Origin of the sequence: Streptomyces pathocidini (assembly GCF_001418495.1) — a bacterium.
GTDB classification, from domain to species: domain Bacteria; phylum Actinomycetota; class Actinomycetes; order Streptomycetales; family Streptomycetaceae; genus Streptomyces; species Streptomyces pathocidini.
Map to the genome: position 1 here is coordinate 1 of NZ_LIQY01000232.1, position 15111 is coordinate 15111.

The following is a 15111-nucleotide window of genomic DNA, read 5'->3' on the forward strand; positions in this document are numbered from 1 at the left end:
ATCGCGGGCCCGCCCCGCCTCGATGCCGTCGACGGGGCTGATGGCGGGGAGGGGGTGGCCGTCGGACTGCCAGGCGCCGTTCCAGAGGTTGCGCACGCGGTCCTCCCGGAACGCCTCCGGGGCGGCGGCGAGGGCTCGCTGCCAGGCGTCCTGCCAGGCGGTTCCGGGTTTGAGGGTGAGGGGCATCGAACTTCTCCGCTCTCGTTGCACGGACGGGCGGGACAAGCACGTACCTACCGGACAGTAGCGGCTGCGCGGCCCGCAGGCCCGTCCAAGGCGCCCGGGTGGGCCCGGAATTCGCCGATCCGCGCACGCCCCCCTGGACAACTCTCCGGACCTGCGAGATAGCCGGACCCGTACGGTATGCGTCGACTGTATGCAATACCCGGGGCGAGCGGTCCACCACTCCGGAAGGGGGTACGCGCCATGCCCGACAACCGTTGCCACGCCCGACGCCCGTCAGGACAGCGGTCAGGCCGGTCGGCTCCGGCCTGGACCATCTTCATGACTCGGGTCCGGCCTCCGCCCAGCGGGCCCAAGCCTCCGCCCAACGGGCCCGGACCTCCGCGCCCAGTGGGCCGACCCCTGCTCAGCGGGCCAGGACCGCGTCGAGTTCGGCGGTCGAGGTACGTGCCGGAGCCGCCGTGCTCGCTCAGCGCACGCAGGGCGATGTGCCGGGCGGCGGCGACGCGGGCGAAGGGTACGACGAACTCGGTGCGGTCCGCGGGGAATTCGCCTCGGGCGACCTGGTGCCAGGACCAGCCGTCCGCGGAAACCAGCACCTCGTACCGCTTGACCATGCCGTTGATACCGCCGTCCTGGCGCGGCATGTAGCGGACCCCGGAGATCCGCCGCTCCTTGCCGAGGTCGACGGAGAGCTGTTGCGGCAGCGCGGCGTCATAGGCGCTGTGCCAGTGGGCGTACGGGTCGTTGTCCACGGCCCTGGCCGCCTGTCCCGGCTCCCCGGCGGTCTCCTCGCTCGTCGCGGTCGCGCGCCAGCCGTCCTGGCCGGCCATTCCCGGGTTGGCGCCGATCTGCGACTCCAGGTCGGCCGGGTCGGCGGCCGGGATCGGACCCACGTCGCCCACCTGGTCGTAGCGGTCGAGGAAGGGCTGCACCGCGGATCCGGCCGGGGTGGCCCAGGTACGGTCGGCGACGACCGCCAACGGCCGGCGCGCGAAGTGGTCCACCCAGCCGACGGCGAAGGTCTGGGTGCGGTCCGACCAGCGGGAGACCCGGTAGCCGAGGATGCCGGGGGCCGCGGTGAACAGATAGTCCCGGTAGGTCTTGCGGATGTCAAAGAAGCCGTAGCTGCCGGTCTTCGCGCCGAAGCCCGGGCTGACGTACAGCGGCCCGTCCTGGGAGCCGACCACGGAGTACCCTTCGGCCGCGCGGGCCTCGGGGGCGCGCAACCACTCGTTAACCACGATGCGCCGGTCCGGGGCGATGCTGGTCCGCTGGTCGTACTCCCACCCTGCCAGACCTGGGTGGTCCTGCCCTTGGCCCGGACCACCTCGTCGAGCTCGTCGATGAACTCGACGAGGACGTCCCCGGGGTACGGGTATCCCTTCTCCTTCTGGTAGGCGACGAGTTCGGGGCACGCCTCCTGGGCCGCGGTCAGCGGCACCTCGTCCGTCCCGATGTGCAGGTACGGGGAGTCGAAGACGTCGGCGACCTCGGCCACCAGGGCGCGGGCGAACCGACGGGGCTCGGGTTTGGTGTAGTCGAGCGTCCAGTGCCCGCTGTCCGCGCCCTCCCACGGGACGTCCTGCGGCACCGACATGCTCGCGCAGGAGAAAGCCAGGTCCGGGCGGGCCTTGCCGATGGCCGCGGCGTGGCCGGGCAGGTCGATCTCCGGCACGATCGTGACGCCGTACCGGGCCGGTCACGACGGGCGGCCGCACGCCCTCCTGGTCGGTGAGCTCCTCGGCCAGCAGCGCGGCCGTGCCGGCCAGCGCACCGTGGTCATCAGGGCTGAGCACGATCCGGCTCGACCGCGTCAGCTGCCATGTGCCCCGGCCGCCCTCCCACGAGCGGATCGACGGCACGGTGACCGGCGCGGGGTTGGCCGCCTCGGCCGCGGGGGCGCTCAGCGCGGTGGCGAGCAGGGCGGCGGTCGCGGTGAACGCCCACGGAGAGCGGGACCTGCGAGCACGCTGACCGTTCGACATGTCCGACTCCCTTGTCCCGCTTGGACGGCAGCCAGCCAACGAGGAGGGAGCGTAGAAGCACCCAACTCCCCTGTTCAACTCTTCAGTTAGCCGATTTCTTGCAGTACGGTCGCCGCCTTGCGCCCCCGCACCCGGGCTTCCCACGGCGCGGCGGCGGCTCGCCGCCACCCGCTGCCGTCGCGGTCTTCCATGCCGTGCTCACCCAGGGCCCGGTCAGCCGCTGCCACTCGGCGTCGTCACCGACTTGCGCGCCCAGGCGCGCGCAGACGCGCCGCCCGCTGCCGAACCTGATCGGGTCGGGGATGTGAGGCGCCAGGAGTACGCAGCCGCAACCCCGCCCCGATGAAACGAAGTTCGCCCATGCCACGACTCGGTTCGCACACCACCAGACACACCGCCGGACGCGCCTCAGGACGCGCTATCAGGCTGCTAGCCACGCTGGGTGCCACCACCGCGTACGGCCCTGGCCCTCGCACCGAGCACCGTCGCGCTGGACAACGGCCTGGCGCGCACGCCGCCCATGGGCTGGAACAGCTGGAACCAGGTGCGCTGCTGCGGCTGAGCCGGTAGCCACCTCGCGGTCCAACTCGTGGGCGCACGGCCGTCGCCGCCTGCCCAGGGTCGGTCACCCCACACGTCAGACAGCTTCCCGCACGTCAAAGGGCGAAAGGAAGTCTCCATACGTAAGCGGCTACTCTCGTTGCCGGTCCTCGCCGCGGCGATGACGTTGATCACGGCGAACCCGGCCGGCGCCTCGGCCCTCTGGGACGGCAACGCGGACAAGGGACTTGGCGTCTTCGCCGCGGTCCTGTGCGAAAACGGGGCATCCTCGAGGATCAAGAACTGGGGCGACAGCCACGGGAACTTCTTCGAATTCCACAAGATCGCCGGTTCGGACCGGTGCGAGGGTCACAGCATGGCGGGGGCCGAGGGACAGCTCGGCAACAACAAGACGCTGTGGTTCGGCTGGTCGTCCATGACCAAGACCGGCGACGCGTCCACGGTCTTCCAGTGAATCCAACGGCACCAACGACCAGCACCAGCAGAACTACCCGGTCATCATGCAGATCAACGGCAGCGTGCTGCGGGCGTACTACGTCGCTCCGGGCGAGCAGTGGAACCTGATCGGCACGGGAACTGGTCGCCGGGGGTCTGGCACAAGCTCGAGCTGGGCATCACCACGAACTCGGGGACGGGCGGATCGATCCAGAACTATCTGGACGGCTCGCAGCTGGCCTCGCGCACGGGGTGCGGACCTGGGACAACCTGGGCAACAAGCCGCGGTGGGGCACGTACGGTGCCAACATCCGCGACGTCTCGTCGCAGAACTGGCTGGACGACCCGAAGCTGGGCACCTCCCGCGGCGACGTGGCCTGACCGAATCCCCGCCCCGGAGCCGATCAGCCGCGAGGGGGTGTGAGGTTGCTTTAACCTCGCCCTCCCCCAGCTACCGCTGGGAGCTGCCCCCATCCCGTAAACCAGAGGGCTCCACCCCTGGACCCCGGCCAGGGGTGGGCCCGTCCCCGCCCGGATCCGGAGCGGCCGCCGTGTTGCGGCGTTTGTTTACAGTAGTCCCGGGGCGCGGCGGCTGCGGCTCAGTCCTGACAGGCGTGGCAGATCGAGGCCACCAGTCCGCCCACGAGGCGAGCCCGTTCGGCCATCGCATTGACCACCAGGTATTCATGTTCGGCGTGCGCACCGCCGCCAACGGCGCCTAGCCCGTCAAGGGTCGGCACACCCAGCGCGGCGGTGAAGTTGCCGTCGCTGCCGCCGCCGACCGCCTTGCCTTCAATACCTGGCTGCAACTGCTGCGCCATAGCAAACAGTTCTGCGGCCGCGGTCTCGGGCATCGGGGGACGCCCCACGGTGCCCTGAACCTTGATCCGGGCCCCGGGAAGGTACGGGGTCAACGCGGTGAACGCCGCCTCGACCCGGTCCTTCTCCACAGACGACTCGACGCGCACATCGACCAGAACCGTTGCCTCAGCCGGCACTACATTGTCCGAGTTGCCCACGACGGCGACCGTCGGCGTCACCGTCGTGCCCATCTCCGGCTGGCTGAGCGCCGCGATGGCCAGCACCTGGTGGGCCGCCTCGACTAGGGCGTTCACCCCGGCGGCTGGCTCAAGACCGGCATGCGCCGCGCGCCCCTCGATGCTCACTCGAAAGGTGCCACAACCCTTGCGGCTGATCTTCAACCCGCCGCCTTCCGCAGCGCCCTCAAATACCAGCACGGCTCCGCACTCCTGCGCCAACTCCTCGATGAGCGCCCGCGAAGTGCCCGAACCCACCTCCTCGTCCGCCGTAACGAGGATCTCCACGCCTGACAGATCGTCCAGTGCGGCGAGCCCGTGCACCGCCTGCACCAGTCCGCCCAGCATGTCGAAGACGCCGGGCCCCGTCGCGTGCCCATCGGCCACCCGGAAAGGGCGCATGGCAAGGGTGCCCTTGGGGAATACCGTGTCGTGGTGACCGAGGACGAGGACCTGTGGGGTGCCCCCACCGGACCAGCGGACGTGAGTCCCGGCTTCCCCCGGCAGCAGGACTGCGCTGCCGCCCAATCGTCTCTCCAGAACCTCAGCAACGGCCTTGGCTGACTCCTCAAGGGCAGCCAGGTCGCGGGAGGGCGACTCGACCTCGACTAGCTGCCGCAGGTCGGCGAGCATCTCCTCGGTGTTGATCTTATTGCTATGGTGCATATCCATACCTTCAGGCTCGGCAACGTGAGTGTCGGAGCAACGGGATTCACCGGCAGGCGCGCGCGACTACCTGCAGCGAGCTCTCCAACGCCTCGAGAAAGCGTGCGTCGGTCTCCGGAGTCTGCGGTAGTGACAGGGTGACGAAGCCGCTCTTGCCGGTATAGATGCCACGGTCGAGCAGTTCGTGGAAAAGCAGCTCAATCGGCCGCCGATCCGCATCCGCCAAATCACTGGTCCGTGCAACCGGTATGTCGGTCGGGTGGATCCCAATCAACGAGCCCCAACCGGTGGCCTGGAAACCGTACTCGCGCAGTTGCGCATCGGCCTGGCCACGCAGCTGCTCACCGCGTTGGAAGAGCGCATCGAGGCTCTCCCGGGTGAGCACGGACTTCAGCATGGCTGCGCTGGCCGACACAGAGAAACGGTTGTTGTTGAAGGTACCCGAGTGGTCGTACGAAGGCTGCTGGCCCCGGGCGATCTGCAGCAAGATCCGCTCAGCGCCACCGACGACGCCGAAGCCAAAGCCGCCACCGAGGTACTTGCCCATGGTAGTGAGGTCCGGGTGGACGCCGAGGAGCCCCTGGGCCCCGCCATATGACATCCGCGAGGTCTGCACCTCGTCGAAGACCAGCACGGCACCCTGCTCGTCGCAGATCTTGCGCAGGCCTGCGAGGAAGCCGGGGACGGACTGGATACGACCGCCGGAACCGAGCATGGGCTCCACCAGGACGCAGCCGATCTGCTCGGGCCACTGGTCGAAGGCGGCGCGGACCGAATCGAGGTCGTTGTAGTCGCAAAGCACTGCGTCGACGGGGACGTTGAGGGATGGGCGGCCTCGACTGAAGCTGAGGAAACCACCGTGGTATCCGCCGTCAAATACGAGCACCTTCTCCCGGCCCGACCATTTCAGCGCCAGCGAGATCGCCACGAGATTGGCCTCAGTGCCGGAACTAGTGAAGCGCACTAGGTCTAGTGAGTCGAAGCGCTCGCAGAGCATCCTGGCGACCTCGGCCTCCTCCGCGGCCACTGTGCCAAAGGACCAGCCGTCGTCAAGCACTGCGGCGACCGCCTGCCGCACTGCCTGTGGGTTGTGCCCGGCGAGTCCGACACTGTAATCGCCCAGGTAGTCAAGGTATTCATGACCGTCGACGTCGGTCAGCAGGCAACCGGCGGCCGAGGCAACTGTGAACGGAAAGGGATCGAAGTCCAGCACCGAGCGTGTCGTGCCAGATGGCAGGACAGAACGGGCGTCCATGTGCAGACGCTTACTGACAGGACGCTTGGCGGCGTACCGCTGGTAGGTGCTCTCAAGCACGTGGGAAATCATGGCACTCTCCATGGTCGGACGTGCGAGCCGGTGGTTCAGGGGCAGAGGCAGGGACAGAGGTGGCGGGCAGCGATCTGGTGGCCCAGATCCCCCAGGCGAGGACGCCACCAGCGAGTACTGGAGCTAGCCAGAGGCACGGGCTGTCGATCTCAGCGGTGGCGCCCAGCACCAGCGACGAGGTGGCCGCTCCGGTGATGATTACGGCGCGGATGATCGCGTTGACCCGGCCCAACAGATCCTTGGCGATAGTGGTGTAGCGGTACTCATTAGTGGTGACGTTCATTCCGCCTTCGCCCATGGACAGCAGAGTGAATCCGGCAATAACGGCCGGCGCGGAACCGAAAAGCATCAACGCCCCGCCAAGACCGCATACGCAGAACCAGATGCCAATCCGGGCCTCCAACCCTTTGCCACGCGCTACCCGCGGGGTGATCCAGGCGCCTGCAGCAGCACCGAGCGCCCCGACGCCGAGGGCGGCGCCCGCGACTTGGGGACCCCAGCCCCAGTGGGTCTGGGCGAGGACGATAAGCACAGTCGGAACGGCCCCCGCCCCGAGGTTGAACACGGCGAGCGCGGCGGTGAGCCTGCGTACCCTGCGCAGCCGCCAGAACGAGCTGAAGCCGTTGCGCAGCATATGCCGGAACTGGCTCGGCCCCTGGTTGGGAGCAGGCCGCAGGGGCAGCGTCAGCGCTGCGCCCGCAGTTGCTAGGAAGGTTGCGGCGTCGATCCACAGCGCCGCCCTGGCGCCAAGCGTACCGATCACTACACCGACTACGGCGGGGCCGACGAATCGGACAATGGAGACAGTGGTGGTGTACCAGCTGTAAGCCTTGGTCAGGCTGTCGGCCGGGGCCAGCTCGGGGATCAGGCCGAAGTCGCTGGTCAGTTCCGAAGTGAGGCTGCCGCAGCCGATGAGGAAGAGCAGGATCAGCACCGGCACCGAGCTGTCTCGGTACACCAGCAGCGGCAACAGCGCCACCAGTAAGCACTGCGCAACCTCCGCCCAGATGAACACTCTGCGCCGGTCAAACCTGTCGACAAGCACGCCGAAGGCGGGAGACAGTGCATATGGCGCCAGCTGCACACCGAAGCTCGCCGCGGCGACCAGTGCGGACCCTGTGACCTGCAGCAGAATCCACGGCATCGCGACGTTGAGGAAGGTGTTGCCCAACTTGGAGACTGCCGAGGCGCTGGTGAACACCCAGAAGTGCCGCATAGTGCCAGGCCTGCGGGATACGGCGGTCGCACCGCTCACTGGTCCGCTCCCAGGGCGCCTTCGGCGTACTCGACCACGAAGCGCTCTTCGAGCGTCGCGAACAGGGGGGGCAGTTCCCCTACCGAACCGACCCGGACCAGCGCCATCCCCGCCTTGCTGGTGGAGTACAGCAGACCCGAGATACGGTCGCCCGGCTTCACGGTAATGTCCAACTGCTCTACCTGGGGGAGGTCCGCGAACACGTCGGGTCCCGGTACGCGGGCGACAGTGCCCGGGCGGACTGGGAACATCAGGTAAGCGAATACTCCGTTCGCCGGCTCTGGGGTCCAATCAAGCGGATAGCCCAGCTCGGTGGCGAGGAAATGCTCCCACAGGTCGAACCCGTACGCGCGCTCAAGCGTCATCGGGATGCCAGCGCCGCCGGGACGGCAGGCGATCTCACCGACGACAAGCCCGTCCGGAGTGCGGAACACTTCCAGGTGCGTGACCGAATCGGTGAGCCCCATCGCCCGCACAACATCGCGGTGCACGGCGGCGAGTTCCTTTGCCTCGTCGATGTGCTCCGGCAGTACATACGAGCCCCATGCGGAGCCCTTGGCTCGCAGCAGCGAGTTGGTGTACTTCGAAACGGCCGCGAACCGGACCTCTCCGCCAAGCACTAGTCCGTCGCAGTGGTACTCCTCTTTGACCTCGACGAAGTCTTCTATAAGGAAGGGCGCGGTGTCGTGCCGCAGCAGAGGGCCGTTGGGGCGACTCAGCTCGGTGACGTCCGTCTCGTCGCGTACGACGTGCACATTGGCCGCACCGTCTCCCCAGACCGGCTTGATCACCGCGGGGAGACCGTGCCGGCGCAGGAAGTCCGCCACGCTCCCGTCCTGCGGGGCTAGCGTGCGGCGCGCCACGGGGAGTCCCGCCCGGTTGAGCCTTGCTTTCATCGCGTTCTTGTTGCAGAAGGCGTGGGCGACGTCGAACGGAATGCCGGGCAAGCCGAGGTAGCTGCGCAGATATCCAGCCGTGGGGATCGAACTCTCCGCAGGGCCGACGATCGCGTCGAACGTGAAGCGGTCCAGCAGCTTCAGCGTGGCCCGTCGCACAGAGTCCAGGTTCTGCACGTCGTCAACGAGGGTGACCGATGCCATGGCGGCGGTGTCGGCGTAGGACGGCAGGCAGTTCTCTTCGGTGATGAGGGACAGCCGCAGCCCGGGGTCCTTCAGAATGCGGGTCACCAGTTCCTGCCGGCGCCGATTGACCATCAGCACATGACGTATTCGCTGTGGCATATCAGACCTCGGTCCTCTTACGGTGCGGGTGGTTCAGCAGTTCCTTGAGCTCGGCGGTACTGCCGTCGATCTTGTCGAGATAGGGCAGGTACGCCGTATAGCGGGGCCAGTCGGCGCCGATTTCCTTGAGCCGGTCGAGGACATCGTCGAAGTAGGCACTGGTGTACGGCATGTCGATGCCGCAGGCGCTGGCTAGCCATCGGATCGTGTGGAAGGCTGGCATGTCCTCCAGCAGCACCCGCGAGGTTCTCAGCTCCTCGATGCTGCCGCTTGACAACGACCGGTAGATCGGCCGACAGGACTGCATCATGGTGTGGAAGGTCGGCTGAGGAGGGAGCCCGTATTGCCGCTGGATGATGTCTGGAAAGGTCTGCGCCTGCGCTCCCATGGCTTCGGCCAGCATGACCCGTTCCTGGTCCAGCAGGTCGAGCCGGGTGGCCAGTTCGGGGGAGATGCCCTCGACGTAATGGGTGTAGCGAATGCCCTCGCGGGTTTTGGCGAGGTTGGCGGGGTCGAGCGCCACTCCTACATGGATGATGTAGCCGAGCGGGTTGAACTGCAGATCGATGCCGTCGGTGACGGCCATGTCAGGCCAGGAGGGCCGGCTGATCTGCGTTCCTAGTGGGAACATGCCGCGCAAGGTGGCAAGCGCTGCGTCAGGCTCGGGTGAGTAGACCGAGACGTTCACTGAAATCTTGCGCTTGAACTGGATCCGTTCGCCGAGCACCCGAGTTCCGTAGAAGGAGTCCTCCACCAAGACGACGGAAGTGTCCTGCACCTGAGGGTTGTCCCTGATCCACTTGGCGAGCACAGGTTGCCCGCCCTGCCCTCCGCGTACGAAAACGATCAGTTTGCCGGCTAGGTCGACAGTGCGTTCCAGATGGTCCAGCAGGTCGAGCCGGAGATCGGGGATGTCGGGCACGGTGACGAAGATGGTTCCGGCTCGTTGCAACGCCTCGTGCCCTTGCTCGCTCCACAGGGAACCGAACTGCGCCGGGTCGAGCACTACTCCTTCTACGGCGCCGGTGACCAAGTTCTCCATAGTCAGCCGCGTCCGGTCACGGGCGCGCTGATCGAGCACGCCCGTGTGGTCGAAGGCGAGGAGCACCGCGGTGCACCCGTGGAACGGCTTGGTGAGCTGCAGATCGGCGAGCAGCGTGAGGCCCACGTGCCCTGCGCCGATGATAACGATGTCGGTCATAAAGCGGCCGCCCCGTCAGCTACTGAGCTGGACCAGGCTGCTCCCGTGGCACGCGGCGACCCCGTCCGGTAGGACGTAGGAACGCAACAGCAACCGCTCGCAGGTGCCCGGCTCAATGGTGTCGCGGCCGTGCATGCAGTGGTCGTTGGGGACCAGCAGCGACTCGCCCTTCTGGATTGCGATGCCGAGTCGTCTGCCCACCTCAAGCGCCGCCTGGCCCAACTCCTCCTGGGCGCGGACGGCACGCTCGGTGTCCTCAGCCCCTAGGTTCGCAGCCGGGGTGAAGGTGCCGAAGTTGAGCCGTAGCACCGGCGGCTGTCCCTCGGCCTCCACCAACAGCTCCATTCGCCGCACCCGTTCGTATCCCCAGGTCAGAGCTGAGCCGGAGCGCGCCTCGAACCATGGCCGCCGCAGCACCTCCTTGGTTTTCTCGGAGAGTAGGTCGAGAATGTCGAGCGCTGGCGCCAGCAGCGTCTTCGGCACTTCACCGGTGGCTATGTGTGGCACCAACACCAGCGTGCGCGGACGGCAGTTGTCATTCGCCCAGGCAAGGTCGTTGTGCATGCTCAACAGTTCCAGGCCGGAGCTCTTCTCCTCGGAGAGCGTGGTGGGGCGGATATCGGTGATGTACGAGTGGTTGTACTCGGCATAGGCCACTGCGGTGCCGATCGCCTCGCCGAGCAGCAGGCAGAGGATCTTGCTGCGCTCCACGTCGTCGAACTGCGGCAGGTTCCGTAGGTGCACTGCTTTGCCCCCCGCGGCAGCGAAGGCCGCGCTGGCGAAGCCGAGTTCCGAGCGGACGGTCAGGTGGCCGCGGATGTAGCTGACGTAGCGGAACTCAGTCTGACCAGGGCAGTTGTGAAGGACCTGCTCGACGAGTTCGGCGAGGCGCTGTTGCTGCTCGCTGGTGAGGTCGAGAGCGGGGAGGGTGCGCATGGTTGTGGCCTTTCGTCCCGGGGTGCGGCACACGGCGTGCGTGTTGCGCGGCGGAGCGCAGGGCATGCGGTGTTCAGCGGTGAGGGTGGCTGCGCAGGTGCGTCAACGGTGGCGGGTGCGCGGCGGGTTACTTCGGGTGATGCGTCGCAGACCGTCAGGCGAAGGCCACGAAGACCTGGCGTTCGCCGCTGTAGGGCTTACGACCGTGCATGGCAGCCCGGTTGTCGACCAGCAGCAGGTCGCCGGCTTCCCACTGCACGGGCACCTCGCAGGCGGCGAGAGCCTCGGCGACCTGCCGCATGTGCTCCTCAGGGATCTCGGTGCCGTCGCCGAAGGTAGCGCCGTATCCGATCCAGCTCTCCCAGCGGTCCATGTCGGTGACGTCGGGCACCGTGGCGGGGTCCTTGCGCCAGATGTGGGCCTGATTGAACCAGGCGGGCCGCTGGTCGGCACCCACTTCGATCGTGCCCGGGGTGCGGTTGGTGGTCAGCAGACCGATCGGGGTCCACTTGGCCGAGGTGTACTGCTCTTGGCAGTGCTCGATGACCTGGTCACGGTCCTCGGTCTCGAAGGTTTCGGGCCATGACTTGATACCGCTCGGATCGCCGGCTGCGTGCGGGAGGTGCTGGATATAGGTGATGCCGCGCTCGGTGAAGTCGTCGCAAACTGCAGGCGGCAGTATTGAGTAGACGCGGCTGCCGTCGAAGACGGTAGTAGCGCCGCCCTCGGCTGCCACAATGCTGCAGCCGAAGAGCAGAGTGCCGGGATGCCAGGGGGCGTAGGAGAGCTCGTTGTGGGCTCGCACTGCACGCGTCCTGTCGGGCCCTGAAGCGTTGTATACAAGGCCCCGCTCGGCCTTGCGGGGAGCGTCGCCGCCTTTGTAGGCGGCCAAGTCGCCGAGGAGGGCCTCGGCGACCTCCTCGAATTCGTCGATAGTCAGCACATTGAAGCCACGGAAGTGCACTGCACCGGTTTCTTCGAGGAGGGTTTTCACCGCATTACATTGCACCTCGTCCAGGTCGGTCAGGGTTTTGACGGGATTTTCGACGGTCCCCACGTAGCACACAGTCGAAGGGAAACCAGATTCAACTGAAATGGGTTCTATTCCGGCACTTGCCATGCATTGAAGCTATCACGGACAAATCCAGACATCGACCAGCAGGCAGTTGGTTAGCATTCAACCAATTCGGCTCCTCGACTCACCCGTCAGCGCCGGAGCGATTCGGGGCACATCTTACCCATCCTGAATATTTCAGATGATCATGCCGGCAAGTATGACATATCTTTGGGAGGCCTTTACCGATCCGTTCTGTGACTGTGACGCAGGTCAGCGCGGTCCGAAGGCCGCCATGACCAGCTTCCGGTCGCCCGACTCAGCAACCTCGGCGCGCCGCCGATTCCACGCGGCGAAGGGGGCCTGAGCCAACGGCGACTCGGCGGTCGCCGACCAGCAGGCGCCAATAAGTGGGCGAACCTTGGCCCCGCGGAACATCTTGGCGTCGTATGAGGCGCGCCCCAGGTGGACCCGCCGGTAGCCGTGATCGATGGCAAAGCGGATCGGCTCATAGATCGTCAGGTTGAAGTACTCCGCTGCCCCCGTCAACCGCTCGTAGTCAAGCCCAAGCTGGCGCATGTACACAGTGTCCCCCCACAGGAAGGCCAGGGAGATCCCCAGGATCTCCTCGTCCCTACGCAGCACGAAGAGCCGACTATGACTGTCGGCCTCGGCCGCCAGGATCTTCAGATAGTGCGCCCGTTCCGCCATGGTCGTACGGTCGCCGTATTTATCCTGGAGCTTGGTAAAGAGCCGGTTACACTCTTCCAAAAGCTCACCAAGCCGGGCTGGTGAGACCGTGTATCCAGCCCCCTGGAATTCCTCCGTCTCACGACGGGCTGAGGCAGACCGCTTCCTGCCGAGGGAGTGCAGATACTGAATATATCCATCCCAGGAGTCCCATTCGACGTCGATTTCACACTCGACGTCGCAGATGAACGGCTGCGGGGTTCCGGGCACCGCAGCCAGCTGACGGGCGCCCTCGCGATTCAGATAGAGAACGGATGCGGCTGGCACCCCCCATCGCATGCGCTGTTCTTCCGCGGCCCGCAGCAGGTCCGCGACGACAGAGGACTCCGCTCCCGGTCCGGCGTCAGCCACAATGAGGAATTCATTGCAGTAGGCAGCACTCTGCCCAAGGACCAGACTTGGCGACCAGTCCGCTTCGGCAAACTCTCCGGCACCGCGCAGATAGGTACCGAAGGCGTCGTACGGGGCCAATGTGTCGGGCCGCTGCCGGTAAAGGGGAAGCAGTCCATCAAGCCGACCCATGTCGTCCCTGTGTGTGACATACACCACGTCCGGTGTTCGCAGACTTTCGTATGCCCGCAGCCACGGACCGCTGACGTAGAAGGAGCGGCCCTGCGTTAGGGGCGCCAACTCGCTCTCATCGATCTCGGAGAGGCTGTACACAAGGTCGATCCTGGTCATCTCAGGAACCTCACATGCGCATAAGCGGCCTGTCAATTCCGGGTTCCGGTGCCCTGACCAGGGTAGGGACTGAGCTGTCTCGAATTGGCTGTGCAGTCCCAGCTCATGCTTGACGCTGTTGTTGCTGAAGTTGCTTGACGGCGCGGGAGATTTTGACGGTCCGCCTACATTCTCACTGAGGCTGCACTCGTGGTGTCGTTGGGTTGCTCAGGTGGAGTCTGATGGTCACGCCGGCCTCGGCGAGGAAGCCGTCTATGAGGTGGCGGTATTGGATGTGTTGCAGGCCGCGTCGGATGCGCTGGACAAGGTGTTCGGGGGTGCTGAAGGCGATGCTTGGGGAACCAGCCGCGTCGCAGGAGGGGCCAGATCCCTTCGACGGGGTTGAGGTCGGGTGCATAAACGGCAGGTAGTAGATGGTCAGCCAGTCCCGTGAGGCGGCGAACTCCCGCAGGCCAGCAGCCTTGTGGACGTTCAGGTTGTCCCAGACAAGCACGATCGGGGCGCCGAGCTGCTGGTAGGCGGTGATCAGCAGGTCCCGGTAGTCGCGCACGAGAAACTCTTGCGGCCCTCACAGCGGCCGTCGCCGGCCACTGCCTTGTCGTCCCGCCCGATCACCCGTCAGGCCGGGACCTGGCAGGACCAGCCGTTGCGCACCAGCAGCAGCTTGCGCACGCCCTAGATCGTGTAGGCCAAGTAGAAGCGCCGACCGATCACCCTCTTCACGTGGCCCAGGGTCCAGCGTTGGTCTTCCCAGCCGTGCGCGGCAGGTCCCTTGGCCAGCTCCGCCTTCAACTGGGCGAACTGCTTCTCGCTCAGCCGCGGCAATGACGCCGGCCCCTGTGACTGCAGAGCCCGCAGACCGCCCTCGTTCCACATCTGCCGCCATCGCTGCACCGAGCGGACGCTGAACCACAGATCCTTGGCGATCACCGAGCTCGCCTCGCCCCGGGCGAACCTCTCGGCCGCCTTGAGCCGTAACTCCTAGCGGAACTGCTGTCGTTCGGCAGTCAGTCCGGCTCCGCGTACGCCTACGACCTCGGCATCATGCTGACCATTTCCACGAGCGGATCGCAGCTCCACAAGCCGAAGATCCTGGAATCGCTCACCGAACGCCAGCCCCCCACCCCCGGAGCCCCAACGTGCCCGTAGACCGCATCCACTGGGCCGACCTCCCCCTCAGCACCCGCCGCGCCGCCGAAGCACAGACCGGGCCCATCCTGCGGACTGAGACAGCGACAGCCGGCGCGAACTCCGCCATCGCGGCCACCGTTTACACCACCGACACGGTCCTGTTCGTCAAAGGCGTGCCGATGATCGGTGGAGCGGCTACGCAAGCCCCGCCGGTGTCGAGCATCTCGCCGGCGACACGCTGCCCACACACAACATGCTCGTCACCGACCGCGCTCACCTGATCGACTGGGCATGGCCCACCCGCGGCGCCGCATGGATCGACCCTGCCGTGCTCATCCTGCGACTCACGGAAGCCGGCCATACCGCACCGAATGCGGACGCACGGACGAGCAAGCACGTCCCTTCGTGGTCAACCGCGCCCCATGCACCGTGATGGCGTTCTCGGAGGCGAACGCCCGAGCGTGGGACGAGATTGCGTGTACTGATCCCCAGCCCTGGAAGAAGAACATGGCGCGGCACGCCCACGACTGGCTCACCTATTGGCGGTGCCGCCCATAACGGCACCGCAGGCAGCGACCCCGGTTCCTTAAACAGGGGCCGGGATCACTGAATTTCCATGTATTGCGGTCACTTATTCCTTGACCCTCCCATTACAGGGGTGGGGG

12 protein-coding genes and 3 pseudogenes are annotated in these 15111 nt (G+C 66.4%); 3 read left to right on the forward strand and 12 right to left on the reverse strand.

The window, feature by feature from the left end; genetic code table 11:
* From AOK16_RS12850 to AOK16_RS28210, 3 genes and pseudogenes are all read right to left on the reverse strand, one after another.
* Positions 1–186: pseudogene (locus AOK16_RS12850) on the reverse strand (hypothetical protein); the annotation flags it as partial.
* Positions 187–233: 47 nt separating this feature from the next.
* On the reverse strand, positions 234–1427 hold the full coding sequence (locus AOK16_RS28205; protein ID WP_240483540.1) for a discoidin domain-containing protein: 1194 nt from the start codon (positions 1425–1427) through the stop codon (positions 234–236).
* An 86-nt stretch (positions 1428–1513) separates the two neighbouring features.
* Positions 1514–1861: pseudogene (locus AOK16_RS28210) on the reverse strand (family 20 glycosylhydrolase); the annotation flags it as partial.
* An 83-nt stretch (positions 1862–1944) separates the two neighbouring features.
* On the opposite strand from AOK16_RS28210, the gene AOK16_RS28215 reads away from it, so the two are divergent.
* The 3 genes from AOK16_RS28215 to AOK16_RS28965 all read left to right on the forward strand — a co-directional run bounded on the left by AOK16_RS28215 (position 1945) and on the right by AOK16_RS28965 (position 3548).
* Positions 1945–2160: a hypothetical protein gene (locus AOK16_RS28215; RefSeq protein WP_240483541.1), complete on the forward strand. Its 216-nt coding sequence runs from the start codon at positions 1945–1947 to the stop codon at positions 2158–2160.
* A gap of 732 nt (positions 2161–2892) precedes the next feature.
* Positions 2893–3186: a hypothetical protein gene (locus AOK16_RS12860; protein ID WP_157859193.1), complete on the forward strand. Its 294-nt coding sequence runs from the start codon at positions 2893–2895 to the stop codon at positions 3184–3186.
* Positions 3187–3419: 233 nt separating this feature from the next.
* Positions 3420–3548: a hypothetical protein gene (locus AOK16_RS28965; protein ID WP_276202498.1), complete on the forward strand. Its 129-nt coding sequence runs from the start codon at positions 3420–3422 to the stop codon at positions 3546–3548.
* Positions 3549–3766: 218 nt separating this feature from the next.
* On the opposite strand, the gene AOK16_RS12865 is transcribed toward AOK16_RS28965, so the two are convergent.
* The 9 genes and pseudogenes from AOK16_RS12865 to AOK16_RS29240 all read right to left on the reverse strand — a co-directional run bounded on the left by AOK16_RS12865 (position 3767) and on the right by AOK16_RS29240 (position 14389).
* Positions 3767–4876 (reverse strand): M20 family metallopeptidase, encoded by a 1110-nt coding sequence (locus AOK16_RS12865; RefSeq protein ID WP_055472396.1) that lies wholly within the window; start codon positions 4874–4876, stop codon positions 3767–3769.
* A gap of 40 nt (positions 4877–4916) precedes the next feature.
* The gene (locus tag AOK16_RS12870) at positions 4917–6185 is read right to left on the reverse strand and encodes an aspartate aminotransferase family protein (RefSeq protein ID WP_157859194.1); all 1269 of its coding nucleotides are present in this window, start codon (positions 6183–6185) and stop codon (positions 4917–4919) included.
* Positions 6178–7413 carry an MFS transporter gene (locus AOK16_RS12875; protein ID WP_055472398.1) on the reverse strand — a complete coding sequence of 412 codons (1236 nt, stop codon included), beginning with the start codon at positions 7411–7413 and terminating at the stop codon, positions 6178–6180. The genes AOK16_RS12870 and AOK16_RS12875 overlap by 8 nt, the downstream gene beginning before the upstream one ends.
* A gap of 35 nt (positions 7414–7448) precedes the next feature.
* Positions 7449–8666 (reverse strand): ATP-grasp domain-containing protein, encoded by a 1218-nt coding sequence (locus AOK16_RS12880; RefSeq protein WP_240483543.1) that lies wholly within the window; start codon positions 8664–8666, stop codon positions 7449–7451.
* A gap of 28 nt (positions 8667–8694) precedes the next feature.
* Positions 8695–9894, reverse strand: coding sequence for an NAD/NADP octopine/nopaline dehydrogenase family protein (locus AOK16_RS12885; RefSeq protein WP_055472400.1), 1200 nt, complete (start codon positions 9892–9894; stop codon positions 8695–8697).
* Between the two features lie 15 nt (positions 9895–9909).
* Positions 9910–10830 carry a Fe(II)-2OG oxygenase family protein gene (locus AOK16_RS12890; RefSeq protein WP_055472401.1) on the reverse strand — a complete coding sequence of 307 codons (921 nt, stop codon included), beginning with the start codon at positions 10828–10830 and terminating at the stop codon, positions 9910–9912.
* A 154-nt stretch (positions 10831–10984) separates the two neighbouring features.
* A complete protein-coding gene (locus AOK16_RS12895) occupies positions 10985–11887 on the reverse strand; it encodes a TauD/TfdA family dioxygenase (protein ID WP_157859196.1) in 903 nt (300 codons plus the stop codon).
* Positions 11888–12157: 270 nt separating this feature from the next.
* Complete coding sequence (locus AOK16_RS12900) at positions 12158–13315, reverse strand: GNAT family N-acetyltransferase (protein ID WP_055472403.1); 1158 nt, start codon at positions 13313–13315, stop codon at positions 12158–12160.
* A 172-nt stretch (positions 13316–13487) separates the two neighbouring features.
* Positions 13488–14389 (reverse strand): annotated as a pseudogene (locus AOK16_RS29240) (transposase).
* Between the last annotated feature and the right edge of the window lie 722 nt (positions 14390–15111).